The 24439-nt window shown below is 64.0% G+C and carries 23 protein-coding genes; 9 read left to right on the top strand and 14 right to left on the bottom strand.

Annotation, left to right across the window (positions count from 1 at the left end; translation table 11 throughout):
• The first annotated feature begins 59 nt into the window (after positions 1-59).
• Positions 60-389, top strand: coding sequence for a hypothetical protein (locus KB879_RS36360; protein ID WP_249221385.1), 330 nt, complete (start codon positions 60-62; stop codon positions 387-389).
• Between the two features lie 239 nt (positions 390-628).
• Complete coding sequence (locus KB879_RS36355; protein WP_211982701.1) at positions 629-1453, top strand: hypothetical protein; 825 nt, start codon at positions 629-631, stop codon at positions 1451-1453.
• A 66-nt stretch (positions 1454-1519) separates the two neighbouring features.
• On the opposite strand, the gene KB879_RS36350 is transcribed toward KB879_RS36355, so the two are convergent.
• The 14 genes from KB879_RS36350 to KB879_RS36285 all read right to left on the bottom strand — a co-directional run bounded on the left by KB879_RS36350 (position 1520) and on the right by KB879_RS36285 (position 16639).
• The gene (locus KB879_RS36350; protein WP_211982699.1) at positions 1520-2770 is read right to left on the bottom strand and encodes an adhesin; all 1251 of its coding nucleotides are present in this window, start codon (positions 2768-2770) and stop codon (positions 1520-1522) included.
• 165 nt (positions 2771-2935) lie between these two features.
• Positions 2936-3574, bottom strand: a complete 639-nt coding sequence (locus KB879_RS36345; RefSeq protein ID WP_211982697.1) for a type 4 pilus major pilin — start codon at positions 3572-3574, stop codon at positions 2936-2938.
• Between the two features lie 61 nt (positions 3575-3635).
• Positions 3636-4862 carry a pilus assembly protein TadE gene (locus KB879_RS36340; protein ID WP_211982695.1) on the bottom strand — a complete coding sequence of 409 codons (1227 nt, stop codon included), beginning with the start codon at positions 4860-4862 and terminating at the stop codon, positions 3636-3638.
• Positions 4859-6703, bottom strand: coding sequence for an ATPase, T2SS/T4P/T4SS family (locus tag KB879_RS36335; RefSeq protein ID WP_211982693.1), 1845 nt, complete (start codon positions 6701-6703; stop codon positions 4859-4861). The genes KB879_RS36340 and KB879_RS36335 overlap by 4 nt, the downstream gene beginning before the upstream one ends.
• An 8-nt stretch (positions 6704-6711) precedes the next feature.
• The gene (locus tag KB879_RS36330; protein ID WP_211982691.1) at positions 6712-7392 is read right to left on the bottom strand and encodes a hypothetical protein; all 681 of its coding nucleotides are present in this window, start codon (positions 7390-7392) and stop codon (positions 6712-6714) included.
• A gap of 13 nt (positions 7393-7405) precedes the next feature.
• Positions 7406-8749, bottom strand: coding sequence for an ATPase (locus KB879_RS36325; protein ID WP_211982689.1), 1344 nt, complete (start codon positions 8747-8749; stop codon positions 7406-7408).
• The gene (locus KB879_RS36320; protein WP_211982687.1) at positions 8746-10554 is read right to left on the bottom strand and encodes a protein PilN; all 1809 of its coding nucleotides are present in this window, start codon (positions 10552-10554) and stop codon (positions 8746-8748) included. Before KB879_RS36320 ends, KB879_RS36325 begins: the two co-directional genes overlap by 4 nt.
• A gap of 11 nt (positions 10555-10565) precedes the next feature.
• Positions 10566-11189, bottom strand: coding sequence for a toxin co-regulated pilus biosynthesis Q family protein (locus tag KB879_RS36315; protein ID WP_211982685.1), 624 nt, complete (start codon positions 11187-11189; stop codon positions 10566-10568).
• A 30-nt stretch (positions 11190-11219) separates the two neighbouring features.
• Positions 11220-11669, bottom strand: a complete 450-nt coding sequence (locus KB879_RS36310) for a lytic transglycosylase domain-containing protein (RefSeq protein WP_153956131.1) — start codon at positions 11667-11669, stop codon at positions 11220-11222.
• The gene (locus KB879_RS36305; protein WP_211982683.1) at positions 11666-12967 is read right to left on the bottom strand and encodes a TrbG/VirB9 family P-type conjugative transfer protein; all 1302 of its coding nucleotides are present in this window, start codon (positions 12965-12967) and stop codon (positions 11666-11668) included. Before KB879_RS36305 ends, KB879_RS36310 begins: the two co-directional genes overlap by 4 nt.
• Positions 12964-13782, bottom strand: coding sequence for a lytic transglycosylase (locus KB879_RS36300; RefSeq protein ID WP_371827434.1), 819 nt, complete (start codon positions 13780-13782; stop codon positions 12964-12966). Before KB879_RS36300 ends, KB879_RS36305 begins: the two co-directional genes overlap by 4 nt.
• Positions 13775-15016: a TrbI/VirB10 family protein gene (locus tag KB879_RS36295; protein WP_211982681.1), complete on the bottom strand. Its 1242-nt coding sequence runs from the start codon at positions 15014-15016 to the stop codon at positions 13775-13777. Before KB879_RS36295 ends, KB879_RS36300 begins: the two co-directional genes overlap by 8 nt.
• A 14-nt stretch (positions 15017-15030) precedes the next feature.
• Entirely contained in the window at positions 15031-15915 is an 885-nt protein-coding gene (locus KB879_RS36290; RefSeq protein ID WP_153956134.1) for a TrbG/VirB9 family P-type conjugative transfer protein, read from the bottom strand.
• Positions 15916-15931: 16 nt separating this feature from the next.
• Positions 15932-16639 (bottom strand): type IV secretion system protein, encoded by a 708-nt coding sequence (locus KB879_RS36285; protein ID WP_211982679.1) that lies wholly within the window; start codon positions 16637-16639, stop codon positions 15932-15934.
• Between the two features lie 521 nt (positions 16640-17160).
• Between KB879_RS36285 and KB879_RS36280 the strand changes: the two genes are divergently transcribed.
• Genes KB879_RS36280 through KB879_RS36250 form a run of 7 tightly spaced genes read left to right on the top strand, consistent with a single transcriptional unit; the run spans position 17161 to position 24439 of the window.
• Positions 17161-18210 (top strand): CpaF family protein, encoded by a 1050-nt coding sequence (locus KB879_RS36280; protein ID WP_211982678.1) that lies wholly within the window; start codon positions 17161-17163, stop codon positions 18208-18210.
• 45 nt (positions 18211-18255) lie between these two features.
• Positions 18256-18579: a TrbC/VirB2 family protein gene (locus KB879_RS36275; RefSeq protein ID WP_276522664.1), complete on the top strand. Its 324-nt coding sequence runs from the start codon at positions 18256-18258 to the stop codon at positions 18577-18579.
• A gap of 2 nt (positions 18580-18581) precedes the next feature.
• Positions 18582-18911, top strand: coding sequence for a protein TrbD (locus KB879_RS36270; protein WP_013954473.1), 330 nt, complete (start codon positions 18582-18584; stop codon positions 18909-18911).
• The gene (locus tag KB879_RS36265; protein WP_211982677.1) at positions 18905-21349 is read left to right on the top strand and encodes a VirB4 family type IV secretion system protein; all 2445 of its coding nucleotides are present in this window, start codon (positions 18905-18907) and stop codon (positions 21347-21349) included. The genes KB879_RS36270 and KB879_RS36265 overlap by 7 nt, the downstream gene beginning before the upstream one ends.
• 45 nt (positions 21350-21394) lie before the next feature.
• A complete protein-coding gene (locus tag KB879_RS36260; protein ID WP_211982676.1) occupies positions 21395-22159 on the top strand; it encodes a conjugal transfer protein TrbJ in 765 nt (254 codons plus the stop codon).
• A gap of 1 nt (position 22160) precedes the next feature.
• Entirely contained in the window at positions 22161-23162 is a 1002-nt protein-coding gene (locus KB879_RS36255; protein WP_211982675.1) for a type IV secretion system protein, read from the top strand.
• Between the two features lie 11 nt (positions 23163-23173).
• The gene (locus KB879_RS36250; RefSeq protein ID WP_211982674.1) at positions 23174-24439 is read left to right on the top strand and encodes a TraI domain-containing protein; all 1266 of its coding nucleotides are present in this window, start codon (positions 23174-23176) and stop codon (positions 24437-24439) included.

The raw sequence follows: 24439 nt of genomic DNA, 5'->3' as shown, positions 1-24439 counted from the left end.
CATACTTGCGGCCCTTCGAGATCTGTCCCAACGCAAAAACAAGAAAAAGGGGAGGTACCTTGGACTACGGATTTTGGTGTTTCCGTGCACTGTGCATGGGCTTTACGGCCTATCTCGCCCACAAGCGCGGCAAGAATCCCTGGCTATGGGGCGCGATGGCGTACCCGCTGCTTCTGTTCGCGCCGCTGGTCCTGCTCTTTGTCACGCGTCAGAAGGCGCGTTCGCTGCAACAGTACCTGGCCCACTACCCCCATTGCCGCACCGGGCGCGGCACGGCTTGTGCCTTCTGCAATTCCAGCAGTATCCGGCTCTGGCGCCGCGGCGGTCTGCTGTCCAATCGAGACCAGCATCTTTGCAACCACTGCGGCTCATATCTGTATGACAGCTAGCGCCTGCGGCGCTACAGCCAACGAGGCAGAGTGACCGGCCTGGGCACCATAGCCTCAAGTTCGGTGGCCGCGCCGCCGTTATTTCAGTCTGCCTTGATTGTCGCGCTTTCGGCTGGGCGAACAGCTGGCTACCTGTCCGCGCCGCGCCCTTGACTTTGGTGGAGGGCCGGTAGGATGAAATAACTCGCTCCGATGTGAGCGCGCCAACCTAATTCCTCGAAGCAAACACACACACAACAATGAAAAAAAATCTGAACCTTGGTCTGTCCGCGGTCTCTCTCGCCTCGCTGCTCGCGCTTGCCGCCTGCGGTGGTGGCGGCGGTGGCGACGAAACGCCGGCTGGTACGCCGGCCACGACGCCGCCGCCAACGCCGACTATTTCGGTGCAAGGCTCTGCGCTAACTGTGGCCGCCGACCCGCTGGCAGTGGTGTTCGTTCCCCAAACGGAAACGTCCACCCGATCTGTCTTGCAATCGATCGCGTCCAATGCCTTCCCCGCGCAGTACCAGAAGGCACCGAATGCCGGGGCGTACACCCAGCTTGGCATCGACGCGAACAGCCTGATCACTCTGAATGGAGGCAAGGTAGCCGACGTCGCCGGCAATGGGGACTTTGCAATCGGCCGCTGGACTGATGGTTCGAGCAGCATTGGTAGCATTTCCGCGAATCAGGGCGCTCACTATGCTGTTGGCAAGCCCTTGGTTATCCAGCGCGTCCTGGGTCCGAATCAAACGCTATCCTGCACGTTGCTTGCCAACACCAGCCCGACCGCGGTGCCTGGAAATTTCGCACCCGGAAAGGTGAACAGCGCCTCTGCCGTGATTGATCTGAACGGCCCAGGTCTCACTACTATTTCGCTTGACGTGGCAATTGGATCAGACAGCCACGCAACCACAACTGTCAGCGGCACGACCCTGAATGGGGTATCGCAGTCGTCTGGTGTACTTCATCATGTACAAACCATGGGATCGAGCCAATCCGCGCCTCTGCTAGCTTTTGGCTATGCAATGCCAACACCGTCCAGCGGCGACGTGACTGGCGTTGTCGTATTGAAGTGCCAATAGGGCGAAGAGCTGCTTAGAAACGATGGCGAGGATACTCGCCGTCTCGCTCTACCGTTACACAGAAGATTAGCCACCACCGTTCGAGCACGAGCCGCCAGACGGGGAGAACATATCCTTCGTTGATCCGTTTGCGTAGACCACACGCCACCACAAGCCAAAGTCGTTGTTATAGCAGTTGCTCACAAACTGGATATCAACGACCCCTGCGCCTCCTGACGAATTTCGCCAAACGCCATTCTGGCAGGAGAGGATCTTGCCATTTGGGTCACTGCGCATGGCGCCTTGAGGGTCGCCACAGCCCCAGCCTTCCCAGGCCTGCTGCCCGCCACCGGTGGATGGAACAACTGCGCCCGCTGCATATAAGTAGCCCGAAGAAACGACTGAGCCGCCAGAGGTCACGTTACCAGTAGCCGAAACTTGGTTACCGGACAACCGACCCGCCGCCGCCACATTTCCGCTCGACTGCACGTAGTTGCCGTAAACTCCATTCCCTGATACGTTGGCGTTCGCCCGAAGGTCCCCATTCGACTGCACGTAGTTGCCATAGACACCATTTCCGCTCACGTTTGAGCCTGCAGCCACATCCCCCGCCGCCGACACCGAGCCATTCGACTGGAAGTTCCCCACCCGATTCATGCCCTGGTTGTTGGCATCCATCGGGCCGGTCAGGTTCAGCGAGCCATCACGCTTGTAGAACTGATTCATGCTTTGCGCGAGCAACGAGGTATTGCCAACGCGCATCATCAGCACGCCGGCCTGGTTGCCAGGAAGCGGATTCGGCGCAGACCAGCTCGCTGCCATGCCGGTAATCACGCCCGGGCTTTCGGCATAGGACATCCCAGAATCGACGCCGGCGGTGGCAATCGCGCCGCTCAGCTGGTCGGTACGCACGCTGCCCGACGAATCCCGGTAGGCCGTCGTGGAGTACATGACCCCAGGTATCGTGCAGTTGGTCAGCCCTGCGCTGCAATTGATCGGCGTCAGATCCACCTTGAATGACAACCCGAGCGGGCTCACATCGCTGAAACCGATCGGCAGCAACTGCAGGTTAATCAGGTCCTGGATGGTCGGATGCAGTGGGCTGGCTACGGTCGCCGTCGCACTGCCCGCCGTGATCGCCGTCGGGCCGGCAGGGCTGCCCGCGAGTACCGTCATGTTGTCGAACACATAGGTGTTGACCGCGCTGGCTACGTTGGCCATGTACTGGCCCGTGCCCATCGCCAGAGCATCATCAACCAGGCTGTTGGTGTTGTGGATCATCACCGCCATCCCGGCGGCGGCAATTGTGAGCTGGAATGCAGCTTCCGTCAGGAACATGGTGACCTCCGTATAGGGGAACGCCCAGCCAGAGGCCAGGCGAGGGTTGTACTGGAACTTTGTCTCAATTCAGGCTGCTACCGATCGCAAAAGCTCACTAATTTGCTATCTCTTTTGAAGGCAGCGGGCACTATGAGGTCATCGGCGCCCGGCGGGGGGCCAGCATCAGGCGATGTACAGGTCAATCGTGTTGCTGCCGCCCGAGCAGGAAACCTTGGTCGGATCGACCGAGCCGCCAACGGCCTTAATAGTGGTGCCGTTCACGACGATCTTGCCGGCGCTTCCCTGGTACGAGGCAACGATAGAGATGCAGGCGGCGTCAGGCTGCTGCGGAACCGTCCATTGAATCGAGTCGTTGGCGCTTAGCAACTGGCCTGGCGCCACCGTCAACGTGCCACCGCCCGGCTGCAGAAGCACCGTCGTGCCGGACACCGTCATGGTCGTCAGATCTTTGAACACGCCATTACTAATGAGCGCCCCAATGCTCACCTTGTTGTACTGGCCGCGATAGCTTGTCTTCACCTTACCAACCACGCCGTTTAGCTCCGTTGTCAGTTGCTGCACTTGCGAGTCAGTCTGGTTGCGCGAGAACAGCACCAGAATCGCCACCAGCGCGATACCGGCCAGCAGCAGGTAGAAGCCGTATTCGTCCAGCACGCCCCCGCCCCACTGCTTGCGTGTGCGGCGGTTGCGCTTGCCGGCCGGCGCGGTCTTGGGATTCATCAGGGCTGGCTGGCCAGCGGTGGCGGGCGCGGCGTGCAGGGCTGCTTGATCGGCGGTCAGAGTCTTGGTTGCTTCGGTCATTGCAGGTTCTCCAGGAGGTATCGTAGTAATAAGGGGTTGTCAGGGTTGGGTGGAATGGACGTCAGGGTTGCGTAGACGGTGCCACCTGCGCCGGCCGCTTGCCGGCCATGCCAGCCAGTTGCGTGCGCACCTTCATTTCCTGCGCCATGAAGGCGGGCATGAAGGCCAGGCCGGTGATCAAGATGATGAGCACGATCGTCGCGCGACGATTGAACTGCGCGGCGCGCTGTAGCATCAGCTTGGGCGTCGTCACCAGCAGGTCATCGGCGACCGTATGCAGCATCTTGGAGAGGTCGCTCTCGTACTCCGCGATGTCCTGAATCCGGTAGCTCGTGTCGCGGTCAAAGAGTCCTGTGTCGAAGACCTTGCCACCCTCGTTGGGGTTGTATTCGAGGTTCAACTCCATGCGCTCGATGTGGTGCGACAGGTACGGGTAGGCATTGGCTCGCATCAACGTAAGGCCGTCCGACAGGCTGCGCAGGTCACCCCCGAAGCGCTTCGTGACGGCCGACAGCCCCGCCAGGAACTGGGCACTTTGGAAGCGACGGAAGAAGTCGAACACCAACACTTTCCGATCCAGCCAAGCGCGATGGCGGCCAACATAGCTCCTGAGCGCCCGCAACACCCACACGCAGGCTCCGACTTCGAGGAGGACGACCAGCCAGCCCCAGCGCCGCAGGAAGGTCGTGGTGTTGTGGAAGGTCTTGCCGATCGGCCCGTATTGGCTCACGTCCAGCATGCTGCGGAACGACTCATCGACCTTGGGTCCAACGAGGAAGGCCATGGCCGCCAGATACGCGTGCAGGATGACCAATGTCATCACTACGCCCGCGAGGGTCAGTGCGATGCCCGCCCGCGCCTCGCCGAGTGCGGTCAGGTTGCGTGCCAGCGTTTCCAGGCCTTCACGAATGTCGCCGCCGTCTTCGGCCACGGCCAGGATCGGGATGTCCTCGTCGGGCACGGTGCCCCGGAAGATTTCGGTCAGGCGCGAACGCTGCATCTGACCGTCGATGCCCTCGGAGCGCGAAAGCCAGTGCGCGGCCAGAATTCCCAATGGCTCGCCGGCGCGGCGTGCCGCGTCCTTGGCTAAATGATTCGCGATTGGCTCGCCAGGCATGTGCTGGATGCGCTTGGCGAGGTCGTAGTAATACGTGGCCCGCGTCCCGCGGAACCGGTACTTGGCCCAAAAGAGCTTGTCGGCAAACACGCGGTCGCCCGCGCGCAGGGCGGGCGTGCCCACCTTGCGCGAGAACACGCCGAAGAAGCGTTTGATCAGGTTCTGCATCATGCGTGAATCCCCATCGCGTTGGTAGCACGCGCCAGTTCGCGCTGACGCCGCGCCTCATAGGCGTCCAGCGACGTGAGCTTCTCCGCTTCGCGCGGATCGACGATGCCGGCGAACACCTTGTACATGGTGACCTCGAACACGGTCTTGCCAGTGCTGTCGGGCACGTCGAAGCCCAACCTGCGTTTGCTGCGTTGGTAGGCGGCCAGCTCGATGTTCTTGGCGTCGCGAATGAAGCTCAGGTCCAGCTCGTCAGGTTCAAACATCTCGGCCACTACCGTGCGCCCGCGTGCCCCGTTCAGATCCGGCAGGTTGGGCCGGCGGCACAGGTCGCACCCTTGCGGGTTGCGCAACCGGATGCCTTCCACATCGAACTGGAAGAGCCGCTCGATTTGGCTGAGCCTGTCGGCGCCAAGCATGCGCTTCATGTCCGCGCCGCACAGGCCGCAGGTGCAAGTCTTGGGCAGCAGCGCCTGGTAGACGTAGAGGTTCACGAAGCCGGGCGTGGCGAGCACGCTTCGCGGGATGCGCAATTCGCCGTCCGAGAGCCGGTCAGGCGCCGTGAGCGCGCTGGGCGCGTGAACCGTGGTCAGCGCCCGCAGGCCGGCGCCGGCCACGTCGCGAAAAAGCCCCGCCGATTCGTGGTCGCGCAACTCACCGACCATCACGAAATGCGGGTTCATCCGCTTGATTTGGCGCTTGGCGGCAATGAACGGATCCTCGTCGCGGTTGGTGCCGTCCAGCGTGCGCGACACCGAGAAGTGGTGCGTGCCTTCGGCCAGCAGCTCCACCGGATCCTCAATCGCCATCTTGTTCATCCATGCCGGCAGGCGCTGCATGATCGCGTGCGCGGTGGTGGTCTTGCCCGAGCCGACGACGCCAACCAACACGGTGCCGCCTCCCAGTTGCATCGTGTTGCGATCCAGCAACTGCGCCTGTTGCTCGAAGTAGCCCAGATCGTCTACAAAGTCGACGCGCTTCGATGTAACTTCCTCGCGGTGCATCCGCATGACCGTCACATGACCTGTCGCGCTCTGCATCGAAGCCCAGCGGAACACCACCGGCTGGCCGTCGATTTTGGCCCGGATGCTGGTTTGCTGCGGCAGCACACGGCTGAAGACGCCCTGCGAGCCGCCTTTGCCCTTCTGCCAGACGTGGGAAAGCGTATCCAGGACCACCCCCGTCTCCATGCGGAATTCGGGCGGCGCCACCAGATAGCCGTCAATGGCCAGGCGCACCTGCGAATAGCCGCCCTGGTCTTCGACCTCCCAGTGCAAATCAGAAGCCCCCTCGCGCAGCGCGAAGCGGCCGACCGCATCAAAGTTCTGCCACAGCGCGCTGGCCGGGCGGCGACCGGCGCCAACGGCCAGCCTGTCTCCGCCACCAGTCGGCTCGACACTGCCGCGCGAGAGCGCGACCATCACCTGTGCCGCAGCCAGATACATAGCGGGCGCAGCCGGGTCGAAGCGCAGGCGCAACTGGCGCAAGATTTCTTCGGTGACGTCCGAATTGGCCATGTCCCGCGTGAGGATCAGGGCGAACCGGCCCCGGCCGTCGGCGCTGGCCGCAGCCTCGACCAGCACCGGGCAGATGACGTGGCGCAGCGACGGCGCCATGTCGAGTTCGTCATAGAGCGTCCGCACAAACTCCGGTAGGTCGTCGACCGTCGCGATCTCGTCGGCGCGGCCTTCGCCAGCCCGTGGCACCGGCGTTGCCGCCGCCGGACCACCCGGTGCGCTGGGCGCCGCGGGCACGAACGCTGCCGCGCCGCCTGTCACGACCGTGACGCCGGTGCCGCCGCCCGTGAAACCGTCGGCTTTCTCGCGTTTGCTGAAGAGTCCCATGGCCGCGCTCAGCGTTGCGCCACCGTGGCCGAAAGCGGCACAGAAGCCGTCGGCGCACCCGTTGGCGAAACCGGGGTAGGCGGCATGGGCAGCGGCGTGGGCTCGGAAGCGCCGCGCGGCACCGGGCCCATCGACGGCAACGGGAAGAACGGCGGCGTGTTTTGCGCCGACATTGCGCTCTGGGTCGGAAGCGGGCCGGAGCGGGCAGTCCCGGCGCTGCCCGGCTGCGGCATATCCACCAGCACCGCCGCATCTTCCTGTACCACCGGCGCAAATACACGGGCCTTGCCGCGCGTGAGCGTGGTACCGTTTTCGGTGATGGCCGACACGGTATAGCCACGCCACTTGGCGCCCACCTTGGCCGGGTAGACCTGGTCGCCCCAGCGCACGTAGCTGCGCAGGGTCATCGCACCGCCCGCTCCACGCCCGTCCACGCCATAGAGGGCGATGGTTTGCGGGGCGCGCTCGACCGCGGACTTGACTGTCACACCAGCTGGCGCGGCCGACACCGCGGCGGGCGGCGCATTCTTGTCCAGTTCCTGCTGGAGCTTTTGCAGCGCCACTTTGGCGTCGGCATCGATCAGTTTTTGGGTAAGCGACTTGTCATCGTCGGCGAGTGCCGGGCCAGCCACCAGCAAGGCGAGTACGGCGACAGCAGCGCGGCGGATCGGGAACGGGGTTGCACGCATGGGAGAGTCCTTGTCAGTCGCGGGCGAACGCATCGCCTTTGACCGTCAACATGAATTTCGATTGCTTGAGATCCGGCGCAGCGTCCAGATTCACCATGAGGTCAATCGCCTTAACGGTGACGTTCGGCGGGAAAGCCGCGAACTCGGTCACGTTGCGCAGCGGACCGGAGATTTCCCACGGGGCCGACAGCACCGGGTGAAGGAGCGAGGCCGGCCCTTCGGGCGGCACAGTGCCAAAGATCGACTGGTCCTTCAGCTCCACCTTGGTGGCTACCGGGCGCAGCGTCTGCAACTGGGAGCCGAAGCCCACCCGCAGCGCCATCGCCTTCGGCGGCTGTTCCAGCACCGCACCGAGATTGCGCGCCTCACCCACCGGCACCTGCGCACTCACGACCGCCTTGGTGTCGTTGGCCTGGAACACCGGCGCCCCGAATGCATCCGGCAGCGCGGCCACGAAGGTCTGGTTGGTGAGGCGTTTCGCGCCCTGCCGAATTTCATAGGTCAGGGTGCAGTTGGCCTTGGGCGTCACTACGTCCGCGCACAGGATGCTAGCGAGCGACCAGCCCCCGACCTGCAGCGGCACATCGTTGGCGAACCACTGCGCCCAGGCGGGCAGCGCGACGCCAGCCAGCGCCACCGGCCCGGCGGCTCGCGCGGCCAGATCGTCCGCATAGCGCTCTGCCGGTGTCTTCTGTGGCGGCGGCGGATGCAGACGGCGTTGGTAGGCATCGTACTCAGCCTTGCCATACGGCCAACCCACTGCCGCTGCGGCCGCCAGCAGGCCCAGTGTAAGGACCCACTTGCGTCGGCTCGTGGCGCGGGGCTTCTTAAGGAGCGCGGCCGGCCCGGCATGTGCCACGAGCATGTCCAGCGTGTAAGGCACGTGCGTGACAAGGCGTTCCGGCGGCAGCAACGGCAACAGCTCGGGCGCGTTGCCCACCAACTTGAACTCGCCGTCGCACTTGGCAGGGAAGTCCGCCGCCAGTTGGGCGAGCGTCTTCTCGTCGCGCACGACCTGGTCAAAGCCCACCCGCGGGCGGCCCTTCACAATTCCGCAGACCAGGTACACCGGTGCCTGGCCCGGTGCTTCCAGCCGGAACACGAAGAACGCATTGGGCACCAACTCCGGCAGGCGGGCGATGGCCGCCGCGCCGGAGTACAGTTTTTCCTTGATCTTCGCCTGCGCGTCGGCCGCATCCAGATAGCCCATGTGCAGCGCCTGGTCGTCGTGCCAGATGCGTGCGGCCCGCACCTCGCCGGCAATGTTCGCCGCCAGCGCCGACGGGGCATCGCTGCCCGTCAGCGTGCGCCACTGCATGCCGAAGACGAGCTTCTTGCCGTGGATGTCGAGAATCATTGCGCTTCGCCCTGGTCTTGCACCATCACGGTCGCCAGCACCAGCGTGAACGTGCGCGACTTACTGGCCGTTAGCGACCCGCCAAGGATGGTCGGCAAGTATTCGCCGAGCGTGCGGTGCGAGAACTGCGAATCGGTCTGATCAAATGCCGTCACAATCACGGTCTGGCCGTTGCGTACGATCAGATCCTGTGCAGGGATCCCCTTCGCCACAATCTTCGGCACCTGCACCGACTGCTGGTTGTTGCCCGAGCCAGAGGTGAAGGTCTCGATCGGACCATCCAGCGCCGACTGGTCAAAGGCGAGCGTGAGGTTCACGTCGTCGCGGGTGGTCGCGTCTGGAAACAGGGTCAGCTTGAACCCGACCGTGCCGGTCGACGTGGTGATGCCGGGAATGCCGCCGGTGCCCCCGACCGTCGTCGAGGCTGGCGTCGTCGACGACACATATGTGAATTGCCTGCGGTTGTTGTATTGAGCGCCGTGGCGATTGCGCAGCGCCATGGGGATCGTTACGGAGGTCGTGACCGTGCCGTACTGCTTGAGCGCGTTGACAATCGCCTGTGTGCCATTCCATCCGCCCGACGTGATCCCCAGGCCGAAACTGCCGGCGTTGGACGACACGAGCGACGCGGGCGAGAGCGCCGTGAACGTGAAGCTCGGAATGTGCTCCAATGCCTTGGTGAGCACCGCGTTCCAGTCCGCGCCGGCTTCACCATTGTCAGTCACCGTAAAGTCGATGGTCTGGAACTTCACGTACACCATGCGCGAGTAGATGGCAATCTGCTTGCGTACGATCTCGTCGGCCGCCTCGACCGCTTCCTTGGTGTCCTTGAGGGTCAGGATACCGGTGGCCGGGTTCAGCTCGGCGCGGCCGACCATGGTCAGTGCAGGCTCGATGCTCTTGCGGATGCCGTCCATGTCGTCCAGCTCCTTGGCCTCGGACTTCACGGCTGCATCTATCTGCGTGGCCTGCCCGCCGCCGCCCACGTTGGCGTTGCTGCTGCCCTGTGCGCTCTGCTTGAACTCGGTGGTGAACGAACTGGTACCCGCCTTCATCGGCAGCTGCCACATCTTGGTGGTGAGCCGGTAGAAGCGAATCACGCCCTTGGCGGCGTTGTACTCCCAATTGATCCCCAGGCGCGTCGCAATCAGGTCGAGCATATTCGCCAGCGGCATCTTCTCGCTGTTCTTGAACTCGACGTTGAGCGCCGTCTCAATCAGCGGAGTGGCCTGATTGGCGGCAGCCGGGCTCGCGCCGCCGGCAAGCAGCGCCCCGGGCAGCGGGCCGTTCGTGGCCGGCGCTGGGCCCAGGCCCATCGCAGTAAGCGGATTGGCGCCTGCGGCGCCGTTCTGGCTCTGACTGCGCAACTGGCCGCCCGCCTGCGTCATCAGGCTGCGCGGCATCAGCAGATTGGCAGGCAGATACACGTCGGACTCGATCTTGACTGGGATACCGGTCGCCATCGTGATGCGCTGCGCAGCGACGGCCAGCGGCATCACGCGCTCGGGGAACATGATCCAGGTATCGACACTGTTGCGCAGCGCGACCGGCAGGGTTACGTTGCGCGCAGTTGGCACGGGCTTCCCAACGAGGTACGGCTTCAAGACTTCCTGTTCAGCTTCGACAGCAGTGCGATCGCGGCGCATCTGTGCGTACAGGCTCTCGGTGCGGGCCATCTGTTCGGCGCGTGCGTCGTCGGCGGCCTGGCGTGTGTCCCGCTGCAGCTGTGGCGACACGCAACCGGCCAGGGTCGAGCACACCAGCACAGCACCAGCGGTCGGGCAAAAGAGTCGGGTCAATTTCATGGGATATCGGCTCACTGGCTGAGGTCGCACTTCGTGGTCAGCTTCACGACCCGGACGACGTTGTTGGAGTAGAAGCACGGCTTGATGATGTAGTCCGTCATCTCGGTGGAAGACAGCACGCGGCGCACGGCGGCCTTGAAGTTGCCATCGAACACCTCGCTGCCAACGATCGGTACGTCCTTTTCCAGCTCCCACGGCGCAGCGCTCCAGCCGGCGCGCGACGCCCAGGCTTCGATCAACTGGCGGAAATTTCCGTCGACCGGCGACACCGCCCACGTGTTCGACGCGGCGGGCAGCGCGGGGGTGGCGGCCGGGATCGTGGCGGCGACGGTGGCAACCTGGGTGGCCGGGACAGGCGCGGCCGCAAGCTCGGTGGCCGGCTTCGCAGTCACCATGGATGGCGGTGTCGAGGCGGGCTTGTCAGCGGCACGCCTGGTATTGGCGGCAAGCAGCTGCCAGCCGGCACCTGCCAGCGGCGCGGTCGGCTCGAAATGGCCCCCCGCATCAACGCCAAACGGCGAGGTGCTGGCCGAAGTGCTGGCAGGGACAGCGGCATGCGCCACGGCACACAGGGACAGAGCGCTCGCCGCGAAGAGGGTCCGGCTCAACCGGGCAGGAGAAAGAGGCTGGAACATGTGTCGTATCTGGAATCGGGATGCTTGTCGTTACTTTGGCTGCGTGCTGAGCAGGGTCTGGTAGATGCGGTTCGCGTAGCGCATCCGCTTGTCGTGGGCGCCGGCGTTGTAGCAACCCACACCCGCCCAGGTCGCGCCGACGCGGTCTAGGCAGTCGCGCAGGATCCATGCGCCCACATAGGCGCTCACACACGGCTCGAAGAGCTTGGCGCGCGTGATGCCGTAGCGGGCCAAGCGCGGCAGATGCACCGAATTGATCTGCATGAGGCCAATATCCTCGGTGCCATTAGTGTTGCGGTTGACCGCATTGGCGCGCATGCCCGACTCATGTCGGGCGATAGTCCGCAGCAGCAAGGCGCTGAGCTGGTGATAGGCCGCGGCGTCGTCCATGCAATCGGCATGGGCGTTACCGCTGACGAGCGCCGAGGTGGCTGCGCACAGCGTGAGGGCGACGACACCGGTCGCAAAGCGCTGGATCATTGGGTCACCGCCCGTTCGTAGAAGCGCACTTCCGGCACACGATCAACCTGCACTACATTGCCATCGGTCATGACCGTCAGATGCGCCGATATGCCGTTGAACTTGTAGTAGCGATCCTTGTGCTCGCCAGTGCCGCGCCGGCTCTCGTCGAAGACTGAAATGCTGCCCATCGACTTGTCAAAGCTCAGATAAGTCGCGCCATCCTTCTCGAACACGCGCGAGAGACCCGCCTCGTTCTGTTGCGCAAAGAGGTAGTGAATGCCCGGCACGCGGGCCACTTCCACGGCCTTGCCGCCGCCACGCACGGTGAAGCGGTCCACGGTGGCCAGCGATAGCGTCTTGTCCTCATCGCGCCACTCGGTGGAGAGCCGCTTCCCCGCCGCATCCTGGAACAGCAGGTCCCCCGGCTTCTGGAAGAAGCGAATCTCGATGCGGCCCGCCTTGGTATCGCGGATCGCATTGGCGTCGAAGGCATTGGCGAGCGTCAGCGGCTCGGCGGCAGCGCCAGCGGCCGGTGCTGGCGCCGCGGCAGGGACTGTGGCGGACGCAGCCGTAGCCGATGGCCGGACGGACGTCGGTGCCAATTCGGCGGCCACCGGTGCGGTCACGGCCAACAACGAGGCGGCCGGAGCATCGGCGCCGCGGCGGCTATCCACCGCAAATGCCTTGGGCGCGGTGGCGCGCAGGGCGACGTGCCGGCGCTCGAATTCCACTTCGGCGTACAGGTTGCGTTGCTCGAGTACCCGCCCAAGCGCCTGCAGCCAGTTCTCCCCGGCGGCGCTTTGCAGCGATACGTCTTCGGTGAGCGCAATGTCCTTCTGCGCCGAGCCCGACCAACCGGCCGGTGCGAGCGACTTCACCATCGCGGCCAGTGGCATCACCGACCGCCCGGCGCGCACCAGCGCGAGGTCGCGATGCTGACCAATCAAGGCGATGCGTCCCGAGAAGCCGGCGAGGCTCCCCGGCAGGTCGCCCACCGGATTGGCCGGTTCGCCGGTGAACCCGTTGGCGCGCTTCCAGCGAGCTACGACGCTTTGGCCGTTCACGCTGTAGCGCACCACGTCCGGCACGCCGTCGATGACCCAATACGGGCCGTTTTGCTGCGCGCCATCGGCCGTCACGGGCTGCCCGGCTCGCGGCTGGATATAGGTGGACTGACCATCGTTGAAGATCAGCGCCGGGCGCTCGCTGGCGCGCGCCACCACCTGATAGTCAAAATCGAGCGGGTCGGTATCCGCCGCGACGGCAGCGCCGCTCACCGCCAGGGCCAGCACGGAGGTCAGAAGCGGCTTCTTCATGGTTGAGGGGCCTTCAGTTGCTGAAAGTGAGTCATGAATCGGGCGAAATACGGCCCGCCGCGCGCCGGATCGGCGCTGTGGTACCAGGCCACCGCCTTCATTGGGGAGCCGCTGCGCTGCAGGTTTTCCGTGAGAATCGCTTCGGCTGCGCGGATATTGGTCGCGGGGCTCAGCGCATCCCACGCCGACGCGAAGCGCTTGCCGTGGTAGCACCAGTTGATCTGCATGATTCCGACGTCGAAGTCGCAGCGCTTGGCGGCCAGGAGCTGTTCAATCGTCGCGTGCGCATCCTCGCGGGTGGCGAAGAACATGCCGCGGCCGGCAACGTTGAGCGTCCACGGCCATGGACGGCCGCGATAGGCCGATTCGTTCATGGCGATGCCCGCCAGAATGCGGGGTTCGACCTTCTGGCTCATCTGCGTGAAGGCCTCGGTCTTGGCCGCGCAGGCCCAGCCACCGCGTCGCTCGACCAGCGCCACCTGTGCGCCATCGTCCAGGCGTTCCGGGCGCAGCCAGCCGTCGCGTGCCAAGAGCGCGGCGAGCGGCACAGCTTTCCCTTGCATCAGCACGGCAGGGGCCTGGCCGGCTTCCGTGCGCAGCGTCGCGCCAATCCATCGCGCCGACCAGCCCAGAAATGAGTCCAGCCCGCAGTAGAGCACCGGCTTGCCCGGCATCGTCACCACGCGCGCACCCGCCGCGTCACGCACGACCAGCGCCGTGGGGCTCACCATCGCTTCGATGGTCTGCGCGCCCGCGACACCCACGGCGAGTGCCAGCAGGATTGCGACAGCATACTTAGTCCCCCGCTTAGTCACGATAGGGCTCCAGCACGATGTCGTGTTTCACCTGCACCAGCAGCTTCTGGCCGGGCTTGGTGGTGATGGTCGGGCGAATGTTCTGGTTGCGGTTCAGGATTGTCTGCGCGGTCTGCGCAGCGACCTGCCCCGCCGTATTGCCGTAGGTGGTCAGGCCATTTGGGCCGACCGTTGTGGCGGTGGCGGTATCGTTAAAGCGATGCTCGAGCACGCCAATGATCAATGCGCCGGCAAAGATCTTGAAGAAATGGTTGTTGACGTCGCCACTGATACCCGCGTGGCCATTGGGGTCGGCGCCGCCCATGCCTAACAGCGGTACCCACTTGCCATTGGGCAACTGCATGCGCACGAACGCGGCGAGGATGCGCTCCTGCCCTATGGCAATGTCGCTGCTGTACGTGCCAACCAGGGTGGCGCCGGCCGGGATCGCCTTGCACGTGCCATTCACCGTGTCGTACACATCGTTGGTAACGGTCGCGCGGAACTCGCCCGGCTTGTCCGAATTGAGGCCACCGACGAATGTGGCGGGAATCACGAAGCCCTGGCTCACCGTGCACGGCGCGAGCTTGCCGGCGAACCCGGTACGGGTAAAGCTCGTGCCCGCCGCGCCGCGCAGGAATTGCGTGTCGCTCGATGCGTCACCGCCCTCACCCATGCCAGGCGTGCCGCCAGCGCCACCCACGCCACCCGCCCCATTTATGCCGGCCACTGCGGCCTGCTGCTGGGCGCGCATCTGCGCGGGATCGACCACGCCGGAGAGGTCCGGCTGGCGCTTAACGTCGCGCCGCATGGCCTTGCCGTCCGATTTGAAGATCGGCGAGGTCATGACGGTATCCAGATCGTTCGCCTGCTTCAGTTCGCCGGCAGACGCGCCAGCGGCTGTCGCGGGTTGCACGAAATCCTTTGCGGTCATCACTGGTGCCTTGGCCGGCTCCGGCTTGGTCGCCTGGTCTGCCTGCAACGCTGCCTGTTTGCGCGCTTCCTCCTGCTGCTGGCGAATGAGCTGATCCAATCCGCCGTTGTCGGGCGTGCTGGTGCGCTCTTGTAGCTTCTTGGCTTTTTTCTCCTCGGCCTGCTTGGCCAGGTCCGACTCCATGTTGCTCTGGTACAAATACCCAAGCGTGCCCACCAGCACGGCCGCCACCACGCCAAGCGTGGTGACGATATTGCGCGGCACCTTGCCGCTGGTCAGATGCTCTTTGGCGTTGGATACGTCGGTCACGGGCTGCTTCACGATGTGCGCCTCACTCAGAACAGGCCGAGGAAGCGACGCTTGCCACGTAGCACTTTGACTTCCGTGTCGCCCGAGCGCAGCGCGATCTCGTCGGCCAGCCGCTGCATCACGAGAAACTCGCCGCGGCGAATGAAGTTCGCCACCACGAAGTCGCTGCCGTCCTTGTACAGTGCCACCGGCCAGTCCGCGCCGCGGGGGATGCGCATCCAGATGGCGGTGCCGTCATCGAACACCGTCTCCGGCTTGAACGCGGCGCTACCGTCCACGCGGTAGTCAAAGTTCAGCTTGTCCGGTGAGACTGCGACGGCATCCGGCGCCGACGTTGTCGGCTCCCGCTCGGCCGCGCCTGCGCCATGCTCCGCCCGCGCCTTTGCCTTCGCGCCGAACGGCTCTTGCACGCGAAAGCGCGCCTTCTGGTAGAAGATCCCGCCCAGCGGCGAAGACACCAACGTGAATTCGTAGCTGCGCTTGTTGGTATTGACCGACAGCGTATTGACCAGCCCGGGTCCACTCGGCTTCACATAAAGGTGGTTTGCGCCGTCCGTCTCGAAGCTCCAGCGGATGTTCTCGCCCCACGCGGGATCGCCCACAATCTGTTCGTCGGGTGCGAACTCAATGGTGGTCACCTTCAACGGTGCGGTCAGCACGCGGAAAATCTGATCGGCGCTGTAGGGGAACACCACCAGGCGTGAGTCGCTGGGCAAGGCTACCGGCTCGACCCCGCCGTTGAACGGGTTCATCGGATTCATGGCGTCGGCCATGTCGCCGATCCCCAGTGCGGGCAGCGGCGCCTTGCGCGATGGCTTGTCGGCCGAAAAGCCGGGGCCCGCCGACAGCATCAGGCACATGGCCGCAGTCAGGCCAACGACGGAAAAACGGGAACGCAGGGATTGGGACATGGCGTAGGTGGCCGACTCAGGCGGCAGACTTCTGGATGCTGAAGAACACGGGGTAGATGCCAAATGGGTTGGCGGTCAGTGCCGCGTCGCTCTTCGGGGGATCGATCTGGTAGCGGAAGGTCATGGCGTAGCGCTGCTTGCGCGGCTTCGCCCCTTCATCGCGGGTTGCGGTGACAAACTCCACCGCAACCGTGTTGTCCGGCAGCAGGGCGATGTTGGTGACCTGCACTTCGCGCACCAGCGACGGGCTCTGCGCGATGGCGCGAAACGGCGCATCTTCGGACAGCCAGTCTTCGAACTGCTTGCGCGCGGCGCCCACCATCTGCTTCTTGACGCTGTTGATGTTCTGGAAGATGCGCGAGTCTTCGATCTCGGCGGTGAGCACCGGCTCGATGGTGAACATGCGCATCACCACGTCCTTGAAGGCAACCTGGATTTCCAACGCCTTTGGCTGGTAGGCCTCCAGCTCTCGCGCCACCGGCTTGCCGTTGGCGTCGGCCGACACCCCCACCACGCGCACGACTGGTTCGGGCGGCTGGCGCGTCATCACAGCCGCTACGGCCACCAGCGCGGCGACGAGCGTTGCCAGCTTCCAGTGATTGCGCTCGACCAGCACGCGCGCCGTGCGGTCGAACAGGAACAGCGTGACGTCCTCACCCGCATACATGCCGGGCGCTGGCGAGAGGACCTTCTTGGAATCGTTGCGGCGTGAGAACAGTGGCATACGGCACCCGTTTGGATGCCGCTAATTGAACCAGTGAATCAGGCCAGGTTGAGATGTGAAAGCTATACGATTATTGACAGCTTTCCGCGAATCCCACGCTACTGTGAGTGCAACAGTGCCGCAACGCACCTTCCATCTGCGCCACGGCTCGCGAGTCTGGTGTGCCGCTCAACCATAGCAACCCACGAAGCAGGTTCTTCGACCGCAGCCCTGCACGTGGATGCTCGGGAGCTTTCGCAGTGACACAGCGCCGTGGGTCGAGAAGCTTCCGAACTAGCCGCCGGCCAATCCTGAGAAAGCTCACACATTTGTATCGTCTTTCCCAGAATCCCAGTCCAACCGGTTGGACTGCGCCCGGATACTCCGTTTCATCTCGCCATTTCGCATCGGGTCAGACTGTCTGGCCGAGAACTTCCAGTTCACGAATAGGCGCAACGTCACTTTGCCACCCCGTAGAAAGCTCACGAAAATCGCATAGCTTTCGGCCGCACACGCAGACGCTGAACGAGAACAATAGCGGCATGTCTGCACCTGCCGCCTCCTCCCCCCTGCAATTCGACCAGCTCGAAGCGAGCGCGGTCGCAATGTTCTTCGAGGCTCTTGGCCCGATCAAGCCCTATGTCGAAGTGCCGGACGTTGCCGAGGTCATGATCAACCACGCTGATAGCGTCTGGATTGAGCGCCACGGCGAGTTGCTCAAACTCGATATCCGGCTCGATCCGGCCATGCTCGAAGGTGCAGTGCGGGCACTCGCCGCCTCGGTGCAGAAGTCCGCGGTGCGCGGCACCGACCAAGGCATCATCAACGCCGGCTACCAGGGCATGCGGATTGCCGCCGTGATGCAGCCCACCGCCATCGACGGAAACGCGCTCAGTATCCGCCGACACCGCGAGCAGAACCTCTCCCTTTCCGACTACGTCGAGATGGGCGCGTTCTCTGCCCGAGTGGCCCGCAACACCGCCGACGACAAACCGATCTTTGACGGCCCGGTGGAGGATGAACCGCTAAAGGCAGCGCTCACCAAACTGGTCGTGCAGCGCAAGAACATCCTCGTCGCCGGGGGCACGTCCTCGGGCAAGACCACCCTCCTAAACGCGCTGGTGGCCGAGATCCCCCACAGCGAGCGCGTGCTGTCCATCGAAGACACGATGGAACTGAAGATGACGGTGCCCAACAAGGTCCGCCTGTTGTCCAACGCTGACACCCGCGTGACCACGCAACAACTGGTCGCCCTGTCCCTGCGCTTTCGCCCCGACCGGATTCTCGTTGGCGAAGTGCGTGGCGGCGAGGCGTACGACCTGCTGCAGGCGCTCAACACCGGCCACGATGGCGGCATGGCGTCGCTACACGCCAACAACGCCCGCTCCGCCCTGTCGCGGCTCGAAAGTCTGGCGATGCTCGGCATCCCCGCCGGCTCCCGTTGGGAGCTGGATGACATGCGCAAGCTCATCGCCGAATGCTTCCACTACGTGCTGCACCTGCGTCGTACCGGCGAGATGCGGCACGTGTCGGAAATCCTGGAGATCCAGGGCTTCAAGAACAACGACTACGTCGTCAATCGCGTTTTCTAACTGGGAGTTCGCCACACCATGCTTCGATCCAACCCGCAACCGGGGATGCCGTCCAACACTACCGTGACCCGTTCCCAACACACAGCCTTGGTAATGGGCGCGGCACTGATGCTGTGCGCGCAGAGCGCCATGGCAGCCGACCTCGGGATCTTCAGCGGCCTGACCAATATGATCTGCTCGATCCAGGCACTGGTGAGCGGCCCCATCATTTTCGTGATCGGCGTGGTGGTCATCATTCTGGGCGCAATTGGTATCGCCAACTCCGAGTCGACCATCGTAAAGGTCGTCATGACGGCCATCGTCGGGATCGGGCTCGCGGCTGCCGCCATTCCGATCGCCAAAAACCTTGGCCTGACTCAGTACTGCTGATCATGCGCCAGCACGCCGTCAGCCGCTCGCTCTCTCTGCCGCGCATGCTCGGCGGCGCTGTGCGCGGGCTCGCCATCGCCAACGGAACCATCACCGCCCTGCTGTGCTATGCCACCTACACGGGCGGCTTCTGGACGGTGGCCGGGTTCTTCCTGCTTGGCCTGTGTGTCCACTTGTTCCTGCGCTGGCTCACCACCAGCGACCCATGGTGGAACCTCGTGCTGAACGTCTACAACCACTACGGCGACGTCTACGAGTCGGCCCCGTGGCACGGCAAATTCAGCCCCCGCTTTCGCCGCCCCTACGGCTTTGATAGCGATCTGCCATGCTGAAACGCCGCCCCATGCAGGAAATTGCACCGTGGATGACGCTGGTTACCCCCGACCTGGTGCTAAACAAGGATGGCTCGCTGCTGGCGACCTTTGACTTCGATGGCATCGACGCAGACAGCCCCAACACGCTGGACGTGTCGGCCGCCCGCGACCAGCTCGATCAGGCCTGCCGCAGCTTCGACAGCCGTGTGACCGCATGGTGGCGGCTACGCCACCGGCGCACCCGCGACTACATCGGCGGCACCTTCCCCGCCGCGTCCGACGCCCGGCTCGATACGCTCAATCGGCAGCACATGACCAGCGGCAAGTACTTCCGCAACTCGCATTCGCTCGCGCTTGCCTACACGCCGGAGAACGGCATCGACAAGGTGTTCGAGCGCATGGCCTATCACATGACGGTCGGTGGCAAGAACTTCGCCATCGCCGCCTTCGAAACCGCCAAGGACGTGCTGCTGGCCCGCAATGCCTTCGCCTTCGACTTGCAACGCACCGAGGCCGACGCCAAGCGCTTCGAGTCGATGCTGGACGCCTTCACGGGTGGTGTGAGCAAGCTCGGCCTCACCCGCCTGTCGATGCAGGACAGCCTGGCTGCGCTGCATCAGACGGCCAATCCGACCGTGCCGCCGCGCCGCGTCCGCTTTCCCGTCACGCTGCTGGATACGCATCTCACCGAGTCGGAAGTGACCAGCGGCGCCGACAAGCTGTTCTTCGAATCGGCCCACGGCAAACGCTTCGCCGCCGTGGTGGCCATCAAGGAATGGATGGGCTTTCAGGAAGCCGCGCTCGACGTGCTCACGCAGATCGACGCGGAACTGGACATCTGCATCCTCTATCGATTCCTCGACACCCACAAGGCCACCCACTACATCGAGAAGATCCGCCGTTTCTACAAGATGGCGAGCTTCAACCTCTGGTCGATCGTCAAGCAGATGGCGGCCAAGGAGGAAACGCAGAACGACGAAGGCCGCGAGCAACTGGCAGCCGAAGCAGGCGACGCGCTGCGCCGCCTGACCGCCGAGGGGCAGCAGCACGGCTTCGTCAATATTTCGGTGATCGTCTACGGCGACACCGAGGCCGAATGCGAGGATGCCGTGAGCGAGGTGGTGGGTGCCATCACCAACGCGGGTTTCGGCCCGATCCGGGAGAAGGCCAACCTGCTGCCGGCCTGGAACAGCACCCTGCCTGGCCGTTGGGACAAGCAGCGCCGCCTCCAATTCGTCGAAACGCCGGCGGTGTCCGACATTGCCCCGCTGCGTTCGGTGCGCCCCGGGCCGACCCGCAACAACTGGCTCACCAACCTGTCTGGCGTGGAGACCCCGCCGCTCACTTACCTGCCAACCCGCCACCGTACCGCGCAACGCGTGGACATGCACCAGCCGGGCGGCAATGGCCACCTGCTGGTGCTCGGCCCCATCGGGGCCGGCAAGTCGGTCATGCTCAACTTCCTTGTCGCGCAGGCGGGCCGCCAGCGCGCGCGCCGCATCCGCTTCGACAAAGACCGCTCGACCCGAATCCCTACGCTGCTCGCCGGTGGCAAGTTTGTCGATGTGACCGGGCGCTTCCAGGCGGCCACGCAGACCAATCCGCTGTCCTTGCTCACGGATGCCGCCAACTTCGCGTACGTCACGGACTGGTTGGTGCTAGCGATCGAGGACGATAACTTCCGTTGCACGCCGCAGCAGCGCACCGACCTCTTTCAGGCCGTGCAGATCCTCGCGCGCTTTCCGCGCGAGCGGTGGACGCTGTCCAACCTCTGCACGCAACTGCACGCCACGCTGCGTGAGCGCCTGCAGATCTGGGTGAAGGGCGGGCAATATGGCCACTTCTTCGACTACGTCGAGGATGCCTTCGAGGTGAGCGACGACCTGTCGATCGAGATGGGCGACCTGTTCACCAATTTCCCGCGCGCTGCGGCCCTCTTCATGGACTATGCGTTCTACCGCATTAGCCAGTCCATGGGAACCCGCTACACCATCATCGAGGTGGAGGAAGCTGGCTTCTTCTTCACCAACCCGCGGTTCTACGCCCGACTGGAAACGTGGATTGTGACTATCCGAAAGCTCAACGGCGCGATCTGGATGGCGACGCAGTCACTCCAGCAGGTTGCCCGGGTGGCGGACTTCGAGATCCTCAAGGACAACATCGCCAACATCATCTACCTGCCCAACAGCCAAGCCATTACGAGCAAGGAGCTGTACTGCGATGTGTTCGGCCTCACGCTCGATCAAGTGAAGATGATTACCGAGGCGGTGCCCAACCGCTACTACTACTGGACCACCAAGACCCAGAGCCGAATGCTGCAGACAGCGTTCAGCAAGGAAATGGTGGCGATGCTGCGCTCCGACGGCTATGCGCAGGAAGTGCTCGACCGCCACCACGCGTCCGGGCTACCGGACTGGCAAGACCGGTACGTGCGCGAAGTGCTGACGCGCGGCTAGTAGATAGCGCCCCGAGTTCCCCATCACACACTCAGGAACCTTCCCATGAAAAACGTCCTCGCAGGCGCGCTGGCTTCGGCAGCATTGACCGCTTCGTCCCTGGCCCATGCCAGCGGCTGGCCGGTGTTCGATGCGGCCAACTTCATCAAGAACACCATGACCGCCGCCCAGGCGCTCAAGACCGAGATCTACGAGAACACGAACATCGTCTACCAGAACAAGATGATGCTCAATCAGCTCCAGCAGGCGGTGGGGCTGGATTCCGTCGCCATGGCCACGCAGGCTATGGGCATCCAGGAAGACATTCAGAAGCACCAGCGCTACGGGCAGGCGATGCAGGAGCTGTACGGTAGCCTCGCCAATAACGCCGACTTTCTCTCAAACGTACAGGGCCTGGTGGCGTCATCGGGCAAGACACCCGACCAGTGGTTCCGCGACCAGCGTACCTTGCTCGAAACCGGCGACAAGACCGCCAAGCGCCTTTTTGGGCTTGGTCAGGACGTGACCAAGAACAATGAGAAGCTCGCCCAGCGCCGCCGCGATCTGCAGCAGGATCTGAACATGAACCAAACCGCGCAGGCCACCGCCCAGCTCACCAACCAGATGCTGGACGTGATGGCCGGGCAGAACGCCGACCTCTTGCAACTGATCGGTGCGAAGACCCAGGCGGATGCGGTGAAAGACCAGAAGGTGAACGCGGATACTGCCGAGAAAACGGCTGCGGCCGAGCAACTGGCTCGACAGCAGGCAGACGAGCTTCAGAAGCTGCGCCAACAGGTCTTCAACCGCGGCACCCTGTCGGGGAAGTGAGATGACATACCTCGCGCCCCTGCGGCTTCTGCTGTGCGCCATTCTTGCCGCACTTTCCCTGGTTTCTGGGCCAGCGACGGCACAACCGAGCGACGAGACTCCGAATATCGCTTCAACCCTGACGCCGGCTGCCGGTTCAACGGGAGAGGCTCTGTCTTCGACGGTCAGGGAGTTGCTTTCAATGCGTGATGGGCTCCTCGACGGCGGGATCGCCATTAGCCGAACCACGGCTCCTGAAGCCGGTAAGTTCGCGTGGGCCCTCACCGTCCTCACCCTGGTGATCGCCGGCTTTCGATTCACAGCGCATCGCAATCCCGTTGGCGCGTGGGTGGAGTTCATTGAATCGCTCACGGTTCTTGGCATCTTCGCCGCGATGTACCTCAGCTTCGATAGCTTCGGCACTGGAATCTTCAAATGGTTCGATCAGCTTGCGCGCAGCATGAGTGGAGGGACCTACGACACCGGCTCGCTGTTGGCGTACACCGCCGGCAAGTTCCTCGATTCCTTCTTCAAGGCGTTTCGGGTAGCCGCCTGGTATGACAAGCTCGACGTAATCTTCTCCTGCCTCGGGCTGCTCATCGCCTTTGCCCTGACCGCCGCCGCGTCCATCGTTTACACATACTTCGTGATGATCGGTCAGCTTCAGGCCGCTGTTGGGCTTGCGATCGGCCTGATCGCTGTCTCTCTTGGATTCTCGGAGTACACGCGAAAATACTTCTGGGCGTGGTTCGACTTCATGGCCACAGCCTCCATGTATGTGGTTACCGCTGCGATCATCGCGAATCTGGTCGCGGCCTCAACAGGCGAAACCATCCAGAAGGTCGCCGACATTGGTACCAGCACGGCTGCCGCGGGATGGAAAGCGGCCTCGCTGTCCGTCCTGGTGCTGTTGATCTCGTTTGAGATTCCAAAGCTTGCCGGCTCGCTCTTCGGTACTGGTGGCGGCGTCTCTGGCGGCGCAGCAATGGGACTGGCAAAGGGTGCGTGGAAGTTCGGAAAGTGAGGGAAGTGAAGATGAATCAGCACCTTCCGCAAGATGCGTCCACTCTGCTGGCGTCCCACGAGCAGCGCATTGCTCTGATTCGCCAGTATGCCAACGAGGCCAACCCTGCTGACTTTGATGCGAAATGGCTAGTCGTGTTGCGCGCCTGTGCAAGCTGGTTCTCCACCATGCCGCTACAGCCGGACCAGCACTCTGAGCCGGGTGGCGCGTTCCGCGCAACAGTCGAGGTGGCCTATTTTGCAATGCGCCTCTCTGGCGGCCAGAAATTCGCCGCAGACCAGCCGTCGGAGCGCCGCCGGCGCTTGGAGCCCCAGTATCTGTATGCGCTGTTTCTGGCCGCGTGCTGTTCGTGGCTCGACGAGCCCTGCCGGCATTTCCACTTCGTGCGGGAGGATACGGGCGAGCAGTGGCTGCCGGCCGCGCACGGCGCCTTTCACACCTGGCTCGCGGGTAATGCCTACCGCGTGATCCGGCTGGAGGCGCCGCTGCCAGTGGAGCGCATGCGCAGCGCCCTGCTGGCGCGCTCGATCCTTGGCGCCGAATCGCTGTCGTGGCTGGACGGCCCGGTGTTGTCGGAGCTGTTTGGCGCGATCAATCCTGCCCCAATGCCCACCGGCTTCGAAGCACAACTGCACAAGAACGTGCGTCAGGCGGTTGCCGCAGCCCGCGACTACGAACAGAAGGCGCGGCGCGCGGTGTTCGCCCCGGATACCATCGTGCCGCCCTCGGCCGAACAGCTTGCCGCGGCGGCGACCCCAGGCGTACCGGCGGCCAGCGGCACGCGCAGACCGGCCGCACCGGTGCCTGAACCGGTTGCACCGACACCCAGCGCGGCCGCAGGTGCAGCGGCGCTTTTCCAGGCCCCCGTCGCCCCGGCCGAACCTGTTGTGGCCACGGCTCTCGCCACTCATGCGGAGACTGCGACGCCACTGGCGCCGGCTACCCCCGCACCCGCGGCCATCGATGCCGCCGCCATTGGCCGGGGGCGCCGCGACGCGGCGGATCCATTCATGGCGCTGCTGGGCGGCTCGCGCGTGATGAGCGAGTTCTTCCGCGCGCTCGCCCAGGACGTAACCGCCGGCAAGATCAAGGTGGTGTGGGCCGAGAAGGGGCTCGCACTGCCCAAGAAGATGCTTGGCAACTATGGCATCGCAAGCGACACGCTGATCGAGAACCTGCGCAAGCTCTCGCTCCTGTACGCCATGCAGGGCACTGACCTGATCCTGGCGGAGCGTATTGGCACGCTGATTCTGCCCCGCCCGAACACCCCGGCCTGA

Source organism: Cupriavidus sp. KK10, assembly GCF_018223725.1.
Taxonomy (GTDB): Bacteria; Pseudomonadota; Gammaproteobacteria; order Burkholderiales; family Burkholderiaceae; genus Cupriavidus; species Cupriavidus necator.
The sequence above is the reverse complement of the archived record's forward strand: the minus strand, read 5'-3'. Positions and strand labels throughout refer to the sequence as shown.

What these genes read in the sequence shown, in the direction of transcription:
- KB879_RS36345 (WP_211982697.1), bottom strand. Translation starts at nt 3,574, where the DNA reads ATGACCGAAGCAACCAAGACTCTGACCGCCGATCAAGCAGCCCTGCAC.
- KB879_RS36325 (WP_211982689.1), bottom strand. Translation starts at nt 8,749, where the DNA reads ATGATTCTCGACATCCACGGCAAGAAGCTCGTCTTCGGCATGCAGTGG.
- KB879_RS36330 (WP_211982691.1), bottom strand. Translation starts at nt 7,392, where the DNA reads ATGCGTGCAACCCCGTTCCCGATCCGCCGCGCTGCTGTCGCCGTACTC.
- KB879_RS36335 (WP_211982693.1), bottom strand. Translation starts at nt 6,703, where the DNA reads ATGGGACTCTTCAGCAAACGCGAGAAAGCCGACGGTTTCACGGGCGGC.
- KB879_RS36275 (WP_276522664.1), top strand. Translation starts at nt 18,256, where the DNA reads ATGCCGTCCAACACTACCGTGACCCGTTCCCAACACACAGCCTTGGTA.
- KB879_RS36305 (WP_211982683.1), bottom strand. Translation starts at nt 12,967, where the DNA reads ATGAAGAAGCCGCTTCTGACCTCCGTGCTGGCCCTGGCGGTGAGCGGC.
- KB879_RS36270 (WP_013954473.1), top strand. Translation starts at nt 18,582, where the DNA reads ATGCGCCAGCACGCCGTCAGCCGCTCGCTCTCTCTGCCGCGCATGCTC.
- KB879_RS36315 (WP_211982685.1), bottom strand. Translation starts at nt 11,189, where the DNA reads ATGTTCCAGCCTCTTTCTCCTGCCCGGTTGAGCCGGACCCTCTTCGCG.
- KB879_RS36265 (WP_211982677.1), top strand. Translation starts at nt 18,905, where the DNA reads ATGCTGAAACGCCGCCCCATGCAGGAAATTGCACCGTGGATGACGCTG.
- KB879_RS36255 (WP_211982675.1), top strand. Translation starts at nt 22,161, where the DNA reads ATGACATACCTCGCGCCCCTGCGGCTTCTGCTGTGCGCCATTCTTGCC.
- KB879_RS36285 (WP_211982679.1), bottom strand. Translation starts at nt 16,639, where the DNA reads ATGCCACTGTTCTCACGCCGCAACGATTCCAAGAAGGTCCTCTCGCCA.
- KB879_RS36260 (WP_211982676.1), top strand. Translation starts at nt 21,395, where the DNA reads ATGAAAAACGTCCTCGCAGGCGCGCTGGCTTCGGCAGCATTGACCGCT.
- KB879_RS36310 (WP_153956131.1), bottom strand. Translation starts at nt 11,669, where the DNA reads ATGATCCAGCGCTTTGCGACCGGTGTCGTCGCCCTCACGCTGTGCGCA.
- KB879_RS36280 (WP_211982678.1), top strand. Translation starts at nt 17,161, where the DNA reads ATGTCTGCACCTGCCGCCTCCTCCCCCCTGCAATTCGACCAGCTCGAA.
- KB879_RS36350 (WP_211982699.1), bottom strand. Translation starts at nt 2,770, where the DNA reads ATGTTCCTGACGGAAGCTGCATTCCAGCTCACAATTGCCGCCGCCGGG.
- KB879_RS36250 (WP_211982674.1), top strand. Translation starts at nt 23,174, where the DNA reads ATGAATCAGCACCTTCCGCAAGATGCGTCCACTCTGCTGGCGTCCCAC.
- KB879_RS36320 (WP_211982687.1), bottom strand. Translation starts at nt 10,554, where the DNA reads ATGAAATTGACCCGACTCTTTTGCCCGACCGCTGGTGCTGTGCTGGTG.
- KB879_RS36340 (WP_211982695.1), bottom strand. Translation starts at nt 4,862, where the DNA reads ATGATGCAGAACCTGATCAAACGCTTCTTCGGCGTGTTCTCGCGCAAG.
- KB879_RS36355 (WP_211982701.1), top strand. Translation starts at nt 629, where the DNA reads ATGAAAAAAAATCTGAACCTTGGTCTGTCCGCGGTCTCTCTCGCCTCG.
- KB879_RS36290 (WP_153956134.1), bottom strand. Translation starts at nt 15,915, where the DNA reads ATGTCCCAATCCCTGCGTTCCCGTTTTTCCGTCGTTGGCCTGACTGCG.